General features: G+C 71.1%; 10 protein-coding genes. 1 reads left to right on the top strand and 9 read right to left on the bottom strand.

Annotation, left to right across the window (positions count from 1 at the left end; genetic code table 11):
• Positions 1-16: 16 nt before the first annotated feature.
• From QHF89_RS31740 to QHF89_RS31725, 4 genes are all read right to left on the bottom strand, one after another.
• A complete protein-coding gene (locus QHF89_RS31740) occupies positions 17-1,279 on the bottom strand; it encodes a hypothetical protein (RefSeq protein ID WP_136969540.1) in 1,263 nt (420 codons plus the stop codon).
• A 19-nt stretch (positions 1,280-1,298) separates the two neighbouring features.
• On the bottom strand, positions 1,299-1,709 hold the full coding sequence (locus QHF89_RS31735; RefSeq protein ID WP_136969541.1) for a hypothetical protein: 411 nt from the start codon (positions 1,707-1,709) through the stop codon (positions 1,299-1,301).
• Positions 1,710-1,732: 23 nt separating this feature from the next.
• A complete protein-coding gene (locus QHF89_RS31730) occupies positions 1,733-2,728 on the bottom strand; it encodes a PEGA domain-containing protein (RefSeq protein ID WP_136969542.1) in 996 nt (331 codons plus the stop codon).
• A 182-nt stretch (positions 2,729-2,910) separates the two neighbouring features.
• Positions 2,911-4,110 (bottom strand): glycosyltransferase, encoded by a 1,200-nt coding sequence (locus QHF89_RS31725; protein WP_136969543.1) that lies wholly within the window; start codon positions 4,108-4,110, stop codon positions 2,911-2,913.
• Positions 4,111-4,251: 141 nt separating this feature from the next.
• On the opposite strand from QHF89_RS31725, the gene QHF89_RS31720 reads away from it, so the two are divergent.
• Entirely contained in the window at positions 4,252-5,067 is an 816-nt protein-coding gene (locus tag QHF89_RS31720; RefSeq protein ID WP_136969544.1) for a metallophosphoesterase family protein, read from the top strand.
• A gap of 9 nt (positions 5,068-5,076) precedes the next feature.
• Here QHF89_RS31720 and QHF89_RS31715 read toward each other — a convergent pair whose 3' ends face one another.
• From QHF89_RS31715 to QHF89_RS31695, 5 genes are read right to left on the bottom strand one after another with little or no spacing between them, the layout of a single operon-like run.
• Complete coding sequence (locus QHF89_RS31715; RefSeq protein ID WP_136969545.1) at positions 5,077-6,447, bottom strand: sensor histidine kinase; 1,371 nt, start codon at positions 6,445-6,447, stop codon at positions 5,077-5,079.
• A complete protein-coding gene (locus QHF89_RS31710; protein ID WP_136931897.1) occupies positions 6,444-7,136 on the bottom strand; it encodes a response regulator transcription factor in 693 nt (230 codons plus the stop codon). Before QHF89_RS31710 ends, QHF89_RS31715 begins: the two co-directional genes overlap by 4 nt.
• Positions 7,133-10,270, bottom strand: coding sequence for a CusA/CzcA family heavy metal efflux RND transporter (locus QHF89_RS31705; RefSeq protein ID WP_136969546.1), 3,138 nt, complete (start codon positions 10,268-10,270; stop codon positions 7,133-7,135). The genes QHF89_RS31710 and QHF89_RS31705 overlap by 4 nt, the downstream gene beginning before the upstream one ends.
• A complete protein-coding gene (locus tag QHF89_RS31700) occupies positions 10,267-11,346 on the bottom strand; it encodes an efflux RND transporter periplasmic adaptor subunit (protein ID WP_136969547.1) in 1,080 nt (359 codons plus the stop codon). Before QHF89_RS31700 ends, QHF89_RS31705 begins: the two co-directional genes overlap by 4 nt.
• Positions 11,343-12,590, bottom strand: a complete 1,248-nt coding sequence (locus QHF89_RS31695) for a TolC family protein (protein WP_136969548.1) — start codon at positions 12,588-12,590, stop codon at positions 11,343-11,345. The genes QHF89_RS31700 and QHF89_RS31695 overlap by 4 nt, the downstream gene beginning before the upstream one ends.
• Positions 12,591-12,909 lie beyond the last annotated feature (319 nt).

Here is a 12,909-nt window from a genome sequence, read left to right as displayed (position 1 = left end):
CGCCGAGCGCGGGCAATCACGGCGCTTCGCAATACCCGTAGCTGCAGGCGGGCGCGCTCGAAGGGCACTCCGAGGACTGCGTGCAGGCCTGGCAGGTCGTCTTCCCGTTGACGATCTGCTCGAAGAAACAATCGCAGCGCGAGTCGGTCGTGTACGTCTTCAGCGGGCCCATCTCCGTGGACCGGTCGACGCGCATCGCGCATTTGGGGACGAGGTGCTTCTTCGTGATCGCCTCGACGAGCGCGTTCGAGAGCTTGGGCGCGGCGAAGCGGGTCACGAGCGCGCCCGCCTGCTCCGTCGGAATCCCCGCGCTGACGCGGGTGTAGAAATGGAGAGGCCCCCAGATCGGGTAATGGCCGTCGCGCACGTTCCGCTTGTCGAAGAGGAACGGCGTGGAGTCGGGGTAATACCCGCAGCTCTGCCCGAACGCCTTGAACGCGAGGACCCGAAGATCGGCGCGGGCGTCGTCCGCGACGTCCGTCGAGAGGATGCCGATCGCCTGCTCGGCGAGGGACGCGTCGAGCAGGATCTTCAGCCCATCGCGGACGGCGCTCGATCCACCGCGATCCTTGCCCCACCATTTGTCGGCGGGCACGTGGATCGCGCGCGCGATCATCTGCTGCGTGCCGGAGCTCGCATTGCGCACGAAGAAATAGGTGGGGTCCGTCCACGGCGCGGCGGCGCCCATGTGGCCACCCGTGCCGAAGATCATGTACGCCGCCTCGGCGCTGATGACTTTTTGCGTCGAGAGCGCCGGAACCACGAACGTCATCGGCTGGATGGGGCCCTGATAGTCGGCGATCTGCACGCCGGACGGCGCCATGGCAAAATCGCACGTGCCGGCGTACACGTCGGAGACGCCGACGTCGACGGGATTGCCAGCCGGATCGAGGAAACACTCCTCGGTCGTGCCGTCGGCGTTGTAGAACCGGGCATAGTTCGCGGGTTTGCCGCCGGCGGCCGGGATGTCCTTGATGAGCCGCGAGGCGGGGTCCTCGGAATAGACGGCCGAGACGCCTGTGCAGGAGCCTTGCGACTGATACACGATGGTGTACGGCGACCCCTCGGCCGTGAGGATCCCCTGGATGACGCCGAGGAAGCCGCTCACGGCGCTCGATCCGGCGACGTAGACGACCTTGGGTCGCTCGACGGAGTCGAAGCAGTTTTTCGTGGGAACGGCGGACGCGCCCTCCGCGACGAGCGTAACCGCGAAGCCGAGGGCGAGCGCGGCCCCGAGAGGACGTTTCGCCTTCGTGCTGGGGAATCGAATCTCGTTCATGACCATGCCTCGGGGAGATTCAAGGAACGGGGGTGGGCTCGACGAGAGGGGGCAACGCGGCGCCATCGCAGAGCCCGAGACGGGCGCAGTTGTCGAAATCGACGCACGTCGCGTCCGTGCATTGGTTGAGGTACTGCTCGTCCTTCGTGGGCTCGCCGGAGAAACACGCCTCCCCGCCGCCCGAGCCGCCCGAGCCGCTGCTCGACCCCGAGCCTCCCTTCACGACACACACGCCCTGCTGGCACACCGAGCCGTTCCCGAATTTGTTGCAATCCGCGTCCGTGGTGCATTGATCCGTCGCGCCCTCGACGAGGAGGTTGCAGGCGCCCACGAGCCCCGCCATCACGAACCCCACGAGGGCCGCGCGGAGCCAACCAAAGGCGGGAGGGGACCCGCGACGATGCGGCGGGAGGGCCTTGTTCTCTTGCATGTTCGTTCCCGTACGAGCTCAGATCAGAAGGTGCCCTTGACCCAGACGCTGCCCGGGCCGACGCCGGCATGCACGGGGACAAGCGCGGCTTTCGCGGGGCCCTTCGGTCCGGCCGTGAGCGTGAGGATCAACGAAGTCACGCCCGCGACCGCCGTGGCGCCGAGCAAGACATCCGTCGCAATGGCGAGGTTTTTCATGGTGCCGTACGACGCGTCGAGCGTCGCGCGGGTCGCGCCGAATGTATCGAGCTGGCTCCGGTACTCGGAGCTTTTCGCGAGCGCGAGGCCTCCAACGATACCCGTGCCGACGGCGAGCGCGCCCGTGATGACCCAGGGCACGACCGGCACGTGGCGCCCCGCGCCCTTGTCTTCCCCCGGCGACCCCGCGCCTGGCACGTTCGTCCCGTCGCCGGCGGAAGGCGCAGCCGCCGTGCTCCCGGCGCCGACTTCGAGCGCGACATCAACGACATCGGTGCCTGCCACTTCGATCACGCGGGTCACCGGTTCGGCGCCCTGCACACGCGCCGTCACCTTGCGTTTGCCCGCGCCGACGAGGACGGGCGTATCGAGCGGCGTCTTGCCGACGATCACGTCATCCACGAGGATTTCCACGCCGGGCCGGGTCGTCGTGATCTTGAGCGTCGCGACGCGCCCTTCGAGCTTCCGGACGTCGTTCTCGACCTCCGCGCGGCGCTGCGGGTTGATCTCGCCGGCGCCCTCGTCGAGGTATTGCTTGAAGCTGCGAAGCGCGCAGGGATAATCGGGGAGCTGATAACAGATCTGGCCGATGTCGAACAGGAGCTTGTAGCTCGGCGCGAGCTCGTAGGCGCGGCGGATCTCGACGAGCGCCGCCGTGAAATCATTGTCCTCGTAAAGCTCCCGGCCCCTCTGGTAGCGGCGCTGCGCTTCCTGCATCTCCTCCTTGGTGGGCGGCTTTTTCGGGCCGGCGGCGAGCGCGGCCGGGGCCACGAGCGCGAGGCTCAGGGCGCAGGGGATGGCAAGGAAAAGGGAGGATCGCATCGAGGTCCAGAAGCTTCCGGGGTGGTTCGTTCAGGGTAGATGAACGATCGCGGAAACTTCAAGACCGGCCCGACCCGTATCCTTGTCCTCACACGAATGTCACAAATTCGTTGCACGACCGTTTCATTCGAGGCGCGTCGGGGTTCGTGCCCACGGCAGGCTCCGTACAAAGCCGGCGCGGCTCATGCAGCCCATCGTTGATCGACCCTCGGGGCGACCTCCGCCGGCTCGTTCACGGTCGCCGCGACATCGATCGCCTCGAGCCGCGTCCCCTCCCCGATGCGCATTCGATGGCCCCGCCAATCCACCGTGCGCCGCACGCCCCCGACGACCCACGTAAAGGTCGCCAGCACATCCTTGAAGGGCACGAGGCTGGCGCACCGCCACGACATCCGCGCGCCGCGTAGGCGTGACCAGAGCGCCGCGTCGAGGGCGATCTTCAGCGCCACGCCGAAGAGCGCGGCCCCTCCGAGCGCGCCGCCGGCCACGAGCGAAAGCAAGAGGAGCAGCGGGACGGGATTGAAGAGCGGCTCGACCAAGTACGAACCGACGTGCACGCGCCGCCGCATTTGCGTCCAGCGGACATGCCGACTCACGAACCGATCGAGGCGCCAGCGCTCGTTCACGGTCCGCACCGGCTCCGTCGACAAGGCGACACGAAATCCCGCCTCCTGGAACGCTTTGCCGAGCAGGTAATCCTCGGCCAGTACGTCCCGCACCGAGGCAAAACCGCCCACCGCGGCGAGATCCCCGCGTCGCAGCAGCATCGATTTCCCGATCACGCACGCGTGCCCCAGGAACACCTTCGCCGCGAGCGTCGAGCGCACGATGAACGAATTGAGGTGCAGGTTCTCCAGCGCAGCCCCGAGGGTCCTTTCCCCCGCGCCCACGATGACGCTCGTCACGAGCCCCACGCGTGGATCCGCGAGCTCTGCCGCCATGGCTCCCAGATACCCCGGCCCCACACGCACGTTCGAGTCCGAGATGAGGACATGCTCGTGGCGCGCGCGGGCCGCGAGCGCTTCGAGGATGCTGACCTTGGGGTTCAGGCCCGTCCGGCGCGGGCAATGGACGATCGAGAACGGCGCGCGCGGACAACGCGCCATCACCTCACGCGCCACGACGAGCGCCGGATCGTCCGCGTCTTCCGCGCCGAGGAGGACTTCGTAGGTCGGGTAGTCCTGGGACGCGAAGGAAAGCAGGTTTTCCCGTAACCCATCGTCCACGCCCTTGAGCGGCTTCAGGATCGTGATGGGCGGCGTGGGGCGCTCCTTCGCGGGAGCCCGACGCAGAATGCGCAGCGCGGCCCCTTGCGAGGCCACGGTCATCACGATCGACGAGAGGGCTCCCCCCGCGAGGAGAGCCACCAGCGTGCTCTTCATCGTTTCACCTCGGGAGGCCACGTTATCCGTCGTTCGTCACATTCTGGTGTCTGCTCGTGTGAAGATTGGCGACACCGCTTTCGCGGAGGTTTTTCGCGGCCGTCGCAGGATCGTCAACTTGCCCGTGCATGATGGCGCGCCATGACGCGGATTGCGCAGGTGACGGATCTACATTTGCTGGAAGATCGCCACGACAGCCGCAGCGGAATGGAGCTGTGGAGGCTTCGTTATTTGACGTTCGGTCGATCGCCGTGCGCGCGTCGCCGGCGTGAACGTGCGCTCGACGCGCTCGTACGCGCGCGCATGACGGACGCGGATCACGTGATCGTGACGGGCGACCTGACGGAGGACGGCGTGTCCGCGCAGTTCGAGACCCTTTCGGAGGTGCTCTCCGAGAGCAAGCTCTCGCCGGAGCGCGTGACGCTCGTCCCCGGCAATCACGACCTCTACGACGACGGACGGGCGTTCGCGCGTGCCCTCGAAGGCCCCCTCCGCGCTTATGCAAGGACGAGCCGCCCCGGCGCCATGACCGAGCTCCGGGACGTGCTGATCGTCCCCATCTCGACGGCCGTGCCCTTGCCCGTGACCCGATCGAGTGGCCTCATCGAGCAGGGCGCCGTCGAGCGGCTCGGCAGGCTCGCGGAGGATCCGCATTTCGCCTGGAAGGTGGTCCTCTCGGCGCAACATCACCCGCCGGGCAAACACGCGATCGCGGCGTGGCACTGGATCGACGGATTGCAGGCGCCCGAGGCCATGGACGCGCTGCTCGCGCGCTGCGAGCGGCTCCACGTGGCGCACGGGCACGCGCATCGATCGGAGAATCGATCGATCTGGGCGGGCGCCTCGCCGCGCGTGTTTGGCGCCGAAGCCGTCGTGGATGGGGAGACGACGGTGCGCCTCTATCGGGCGACGCACGGGCGGCTCGTGCCCGAGACCGACGTGGCCTTGGCGGCTTGAACCGCCCCTTCACCCCTGCCGGGGCATTTCCAGGACGAACCGCGCTCCCCGCCCCTCCTTCGGCGCGAGAACCACCTTCCCCCCGTGCCGCCGCGCGATCTCTCGCACGATCGAGAGCCCGAGCCCCGCGCCCTGCCCCTGCTTCGCCTTGGCTCCCCGGTAAAACGGCTCGAAGATGTGCGGTGCTTCCTCGGGGCGGATCCCCTCGCCCTCGTCCTCCACCGAGATCCGCCACGCCTCCCCCGCCGCCTCGATTCCCACCGTGATCGTCGTCCCGCGCGGCGCGTGCGCCATGGCATTCGAGAGCAAATTGTCGATCGCCTGCCGCGCCGTCTGCGCCTCGAACGCGGCCGGCGCCTCCTCCGGCAGCGAGGTCGCGATCGTCAGCCCCCGCGCCTCCGCCTCCCCTTCACACGCCTCCGCCGCTTCCCGCACCACGGCCGCGAGATCCCCCGCCTTCGCCTCCCACGTCACCTTCCCGAGCGCCGCGAGATCGAGCAGCCGCGCGGCCAGGTTCGACAAGCGCGTCACCTCGCCCCGCGCCCCCGCGAGCGCCTCCCGCAGCTCCTCCACGCTCCGCTCCTTGCGCAAGGCGAGGTCCATCTCCGTGCGCATCAAGCCGAGCGGCGTGCGCAGCTCGTGCGCCGCGTTCGCGATCAGCCGCTCCTGCGCGTCCCGCGCCGCGCGCAGCCGCTCCATCGCCTCCGCCAGCGCGACGCGCAGATCCGCGATCTCGTCGCCCGTCGGATCCGGGGGCAGCCGCCACGCGAGCGCCCCGCCGCGCAGCTCCGGGAGCTGCGCCGTCATGTCGCCGATCCGCCGGCTCATCCGGCCCGCTTGCACCCCCTGCAAGGAAAACAGGAGCGCCGCCGCCACGGCCACGAGCCCCAGCGTCGCTTGCCAGTAGAGCCGCATCGTCGCGTCGATCTCCGCGAGCGAGCTCTCCAGCGTCAGCACGTACGGCTCGCCCCAAGGCGCGCGCACGGCCACCACGAGCGAGCGCATCCATCGCCCATCGGAGGCCCGATGCGTGAAGAGCCGCGGCCCCTCCGCGCCCACGTCCGCAGAAGGCCGCTCGGGGACCCAGCCATGCTCGGGGAAATGCGCGACGAGCTTGCCCGCCGCGTCGTAGAGCCCCGCCGTCGGCACGAACGAGCGCACGTCGTCCGCGAGCGGCGATTTGCCGAGGTGCACGTGTGGCGCGCCCGTCGGACCGTCGAAGAGGCTCACGCTCTCCACCGCCGCCTGCGCGAGCAGCGCCCGATCCAGCGCGCCGAGCAAGCTCCCGCGAAACACCACACCCGCCACGCCCACCGCGAGCACCAGCGCGAGCGACGGCAGCGCCGCACCAAACAGGACGAGCCGCGCCCGGACCCTCACGCCTCGCCCCGCGGCGGCTTCGCCACGACCAGCCGATACCCCACGCCTCGCACGGCCTGGATCGTCACCCCCTCGCCGCAGACGCTCCGCAGCTTGCTCCGCAAATAGCCCACGTACACGTCGACCACGTTCGGCGCGCCGTCGAACCCCGTCCCCCACACCGTGCCGAGCAGCTCCGTCCGCGTCAGCGCCTCTCCCACGTGACCCGCGAGCTCCGCCAGGAGCGCATACTCCCGCGCCGTCAAGCTCTCCTCGGCGCCGTCCCGCCCGATCACCCGGCGCCGCCCGTCCACCGTGATCGGCCCGAGCCGCGTCAGCGCCTCGTGCCCCGCTCCGCGCCGGTGCAGCGCCTCCAGGCGCGCCACGAGCTCCTCGAAGTCGAACGGCTTGACCAGGTAATCGTCCGCGCCGGCCCGCAGGCCCGTCACGCGCTCGCCCACCGTCCCGCGCGCCGTCAGCAAGAGGACCGGCGTCTTCAGCCCGCGCTCCCGCCACCGCCGGAGCAGCGACACGCCGTCCATCCCGGGCAGCGACCAGTCGAGGAGGATGACGTCGTAGACGACCCCGAGGCCCTGCTCGAGCGCCTCCGTGCCGCTCGCCGCGAGGTCCACCTGATGGCCCTCCTCGCGGAGGCCACGTTCGAGCAGGCGGGCCATCTTGGCCTCGTCCTCCACCACGAAGAGCTTCACGCCGCCATCGTAGCGCCGGACGAGCCCTCCGGCGGGGAAGGAGCCGCCGCCGGCGTGCCCCGGCGGCCTCGGCCAATCCAGCCGTACAAGCTCGGCACGATCAGCAAGGTGAGGAGCGTCGAGGTCACGAGCCCGCCCACGACCACGGTCGCGAGCGGCCGCTGCACCTCGGATCCGGCGCCCCGCGCGAGCATCATCGGCACGAACCCGAGCGCGGCCACGAGCGCCGTCATCAGCACCGGCCGCGCCCGCGCGCGCGCCGCGTTCTCGGCCGCCGCCGCGGGATCCTGCCCCGCGGCCTCGTTCGCGAGCACGCGCGAGAGCAACACCACGCCGTTCAGCACGGCCACGCCCGAGAGCGCGATGAACCCCACGGCCGCCGAGATCGACACCGGCATGCCGCGGATCGTGAGCGCCACCATCCCGCCCACGCACGCGAACGGCACGTTCGTGAAGATCACGAGCATCGGCTTCACTTTCCGAAACGCGGCGTAAAGCGCCGCGAGGATGAGCGCCACCGCGGCCGGCACCACGACGAGCAGCCGCCGCGAGGCCTCCTGGAACGTCTCGTATTGCCCGCCCCAGACGAGCCTGTAGCCGCGCGGCGCCGTGACGGCCTTGTCCACACGCGCGCGCGCCCGCGCCACGAGATCCCCGAGATCCGCGCCGCGCACGTTGAAGCCCACCACGATACGCCGCTCGCCATCCTTGCGGCTCACGAGGCCCGGCGTCGGCAGCGCCTCGACCTTCGCCACGCGCGCGAGCGGCACGAGACCGCCCGACGCCGTCGGCAAGCTCAGGTTCGGCAGATCAAACGCGCCCGCGACGCCCCCGATCCGCAAGACCACCGGGATCCGGAGCGGCCCGTCGTACGTCGCGCCGACCTCGATGCCGCTGCGCACGGCCTGCACCACGTCGAGCACGTCGCCGACGCCGAGGCCCACGAGCGACGCTTCGAGCGCCTTCGGCTCGACTTCGAGGAGCGACACGTCCGGCGGCGCCAGCACCTTCACGTCCGCCGCGCCCTTCTCGGCCGCGATCTCGGCCGCGATCTTCTCCGCGAGCTCTCGCAACACCCCGAGATCCGCGCCGTAGATGCTCACGGCCACGTCCGTCACCGCCCCGCCGAGCAGCTCGTTGAACCGCATCTGGATCGGCTGCGTGAACGAGGGATCCGCGCCCGGCGAGCCTGCGTCCACCGCGCGCCGGATCTCCTCGATGAGCGCCTCGCGATCGAGCCCCGGCCGCCACTTGTCCCGCGGCGCGAGCGTGAGGAACACGTCGGCTTGTTCGAGGCCCATGATGTCCGTCGCGACCGCGGGGCTGCCCACGCGCGAGACGACCTGCACCACCTCGGGCACCTTCCGCGCCGCGGCCTCGAACTTCCCCGCTTCGACGACCGCCGTCTCCAGGCTGATGTCGGGGGCGCGCGTCGTCTGCACCACGAGGTCCCCCTCGTCGAGCTGCGGCGCGAGCTCGCTGCCCGCGCGCGCGTAGAGCACGACGCCGGCCGCGAAAAGCACGAGCGCGCTCGCGGCCACGAGGACGGGCCTTTTGACCACGAAGGAAAGCGTGGGCCCGTAGATCCGATCGACCCACCGCACGAGCCACGGATCCCGCGCCGGCACGTCCTTCTGCCGGAGCACGAGGCTCATCGCGGCGGGCACGTACGTGAGCGACAGGACGAGCGACGTGAAGAGCGCGAACACCACGGTGAGCGCCATCGGCCGAAACATCTTGCCGTCCACGCCCGTCATCGTGAGCACCGGTAGGTACACGATCAGGATGATCAGCACCGAGAAGAACACCGGGCTCGCGACCTCGGCGCTGACGCGGCTCACCCACGACGTGCGTTCCGGCCCTCCGGCCGGCGCGTTCCCCTTCTGCGACGCGTGGAAGACGTGCTCGACCATCACGACCGCGCCGTCCACGACGAGGCCAAAATCGATGGCGCCGAGGCTCATCAGGTTGCCCGGGATCCCGAGCGCCACCATGCCGGAGAGCGCCCCCAGCATCGAGAGCGGGATCGCCGAGGCCACGAGCAGCCCCGCGCGCAGGCTCCCGAGCATCGCGAAGAGCACCACGCCGACGAGCAGGCCACCTTCGAGCAGGCTCTTGCCCACCGTGCGCAGCGTGCTGCCGACGAGGTGGCTCCGGTCGTACACGAGCCGGATCGAGACGTCCTCGGGGAGCGCCGCGCGCACGGCGGGCATCTGCGCGTGGAGCCTGTCCATCACGTCGAGCGCGTTGTCGCCCCGGAGCATCTGCACCATCACGTAGACGACCTCGCCGCGGCCGTCGGCCGTCGCCGCGCCGATACGCGGCAGCCCCCCCACGTGGAGCTCCGCCACGTCGGAGACACGCACCGCGCGCCCTTCCTGATCGAGCGGCGACACGATCGCGTGTCCGAGCTCGGAAGGATCCTTCGGCCGCGCCACGGCGCGGAGAAGCGCCTGTCCACGGCCGAGCGGCAAGCTCGCCCCGGGCGCGCTGCCAGTCGATCGTTCGAGCGCCTCGCGCAGCGCCCCGAGCGTCATGTGCCGCTGCGCGAGCCGCGCCGGATCGGCCACGACCTCGATCGTGCGTCGCTCGCCGCCCCAGGGGTTCACCTCCACCACGCCCGGCACCGCGCGGAGCAGCGGCGCCACGCGCGTCGACGAGAGCTCGTAAAGCTCCGCGAGCGAGCGCGACGGCGAGCTCAACGTGAAGTGGAAGATCTCGCCGAGCCCGCCCGTCACGGGCCCGAGCTCGGGCGCGCTCACGCCGGGCGGCAGCGCGCCCGCGAGCGCGCCGATGCGCTCCGAGACCATCTGCCGCGCGCGCCACGGATCCACGCCGTCGTCGAAGACGATCGTCACCGACGAGATCCCGTACCGCGACAAGCTGCGGTGCTCTTCGAGGCCCGGCAGCCCGCCGAGCGCGAGCTCGATCGGCCGCGTCACCTGCCGCTCGACCTCCTCGGGCGTGAGGCCGGGCGCGCTCGTCAGCACGAGGACCTGGTTGTTCGTGATGTCCGGCAGCGCGTCGAGCTCGAGCCGCCGCCCGAGAAAAGCCCCCACGACGGCGAGGACGAGCGTCACCGCCACGACGAGGCCCCGATGCCGGATCGAGAGCTTGACCAGCGCGGGGATCAATCGACGTCTCCGCCGGGCGTGGGCAGCGCGCGCGACGCGTCCGCGGCCACCTCGTCCCCGGGGCGCAACTCGCCCTCGACGAGCGCGTCCGCCCCGGAGCTCGACAACACCTTCACCGGCAGCGGCGCGCCCGTCTTTCGGGAGAGCACCACAGCCACGCCGTCCTTCAACGTCACGGCCGCCGCGGGGATCGCCACCGCCGTGCCGCCCGGATCGGGCGAGACGCGCACCTTCCCCAGCGTTCCATGCGGCAACGAGATCCCCTCCGCGGGCTTGAACCACGCGGCCACCGTTCCATCCCGCCCGCTCGTGCTCGGCGCTTCGCTCAGGAGCGTGAGCGCCGTGGATTGCCCGAGCGGCCCCACGAAGACGAAACGCGCGCCCGGCGGCGGCCGCTGCGCGAACCGCGCCTCGACGCGCGCCGCGCCCGCGCCCTCGATCAACGCGATCGGCGCGCCCGTGGGCTCGCGCGACGCGCCGATCGCCGCGTCGAGGTCCGTCACCACGCCCGCGACCGGGCTCTTCAACGTCACCAAGCCGCCCGAGCGCACGAGCGCGGCCACGTCCTTCGGCCCGAGCCCCGCGATCTTCAGCGTCGCGAGCGCCATCTGCTGCGCGGCCGACGCGTCCGCGAGCGTGCCCTCGACCTCGGCGATGTCCACGATCTTCGCGAGCCCGTCCTTCCGGAGCGCTTCGAGCTGCGCCTTGCGCTTGCCGTGCGCCCCGATCCGCGTGCCCGCCGCCGCGAACGCGCCCGCCGCGCGCGCGACCTCCGGCATCACCACGTCCGCGATCGGCGCGCCCTCGTCCACGCGCTCGCCGTGCTCCACGTGCACCTTCGTGATCCGCGCCGAGAACGGCGGCACCACCGCGCCCTTCGCCCCCGCAGGCGGCACGAGCTCGGCCGGCGCTTCGAGCAGCGAGAGCCCGCCCGGCGCGCGCGCCGCGACCCACGGCGTCTCTACGCTCTTCGGGCCCACGCCCATCTCCGCGGCCGGCTCGGGCGCCGCCTCGGGGCCCGCGCACGCAGTGACGACGAGCGCCGCCACGATCCCCCCGATCCCTCGCGCCATCATCGCGCCTTCTCCTGCTTCTTCCCGTCATCCATGGCCGAGAGCCAGAGCCAGAGTTTTACGCGCGCCCACGCGTTCGCGGCCCGCGCGCGCTCCAGCCGTGCCTGCGCGGCCGCGACGTTCCTGCGCGCGGTGAGGACCTCCAGCATCGTCCCCTCGCCCGCCTCGAAGAGCCGCACCCGCGCCGCGAGCCCCTCCGTGAGCGCCGGCAAGATCGCGCCCGCAAGCGTGTCCACGATGTCCTGCGTGTGCTCGACCTCGTGGATCCCCATCGCCACATCGGCCGACGCATTCGCCGCCTCGCGCTTCGTCTCGCCTTCGAGCTGCGCCGCGCGCGCGGCCATCACGCTGCGCTCGCGCTCGCCGCGATCAAAGGCCGGGAGCGTGAGCCCAACAGCGCCATACCCCACGAGCCCGCCAGGCGAATCCCGCTGCACGTACACGCCGACCGAGAGCGAGGTCCCGCGCGCGGCCCGCTCCTCGGCCTCGCGCGCGCGCTCGACCCGCGCCGCGATCGCCTTCTGCTGCACGGTCGGCAGCATCGCCGCGCGCTTCTGCGCGTCCCGCAAGCCCGCGCCCGAGGGGAGCACGGGCACCGGCAGATCCCCGCGCGCGCCAAGCGGATCCACGCCCGCAGCGATCACGCGCGAGAGCCCGAGCCCACGTTCGAACACCTCGCCCTCGGCCCCGATCACCCCGAGCCGCGCCTCCGCGTGGTAAGCGCGCGCGTCGGCCGCATCCGCCTTCGTCGCCGCCGAAGCTTGCGCCGCCTTCTCCACGAGCCGCGCAAACTCCCCGGCGAGCGCCGCCTCCCGCGTGGCCACGTCGAGCACACGCTCCGCCGCCCAGAGGTCGATCCACGCCCGCGCGGCATCGAGCCTTTGCGTCAACGCGAGCGCGCGCGCCCCGGCCGAGAGCTCCTCTTCCTCGACCCGCGCCGCAGCCTTGCGGGCCGAGGACAACCCCGCAAGGTTCCACGATTGCGTCACGCTCGCCTGGATCTCGACGCCCTGGTTTGGCGTGGGCAGCACCCGGAACCCCGGCTGCACGTAGATCTGCGGGTTCTCCGTCATCCCCGAGATCCGGGCGCCGAGCGCATGTTTCGTGGCCACGGCGCGCTCGGCGCCGCGTACGTCCGGCGTCGTGACGGACAGGCCGATGGCCTCGTCGAACGAGAGGGTTTTCGGGGGCGCCGTGGCCGCGAGCGCGACGTTCGCAGCGAGCGGGAGCGCGAGCCAGAAGCTCATGCGCGGACCCTAGCGCCGCGACGCAGGAGAGATCCTGAGGGGATCGTGAGAGAATTCTCAGAAAGCTGGCTGGCAGGCGGTCGCGCCGGGGCGCTGCCCCGGACCCCGCGGGGGCTGTCCGCCCCTCGACCCGGACCAGGCACGGCCTGGACCGAGGGTTGAAAAACTGCGCCACGCGCAGTTTTTCAAACGGGCCGACGAAGAAGCCGGGGTGCCAGCCGAACCCGCAGCGCGGCGGTCTTGGTGGGCAGGGTCGTTGCTGGTCTTGACCGGGCCTGTTCGATGAACTGCGCATCGCGCAGTTCATCGAGCTTGGGTC

The organism is Polyangium sorediatum (assembly GCF_029946465.1).
Classification (GTDB): Bacteria; Myxococcota_A; Polyangia; order Polyangiales; family Polyangiaceae; genus Polyangium; species Polyangium fumosum.
This window is presented reverse-complemented; position numbering and strand designations above follow the sequence as displayed.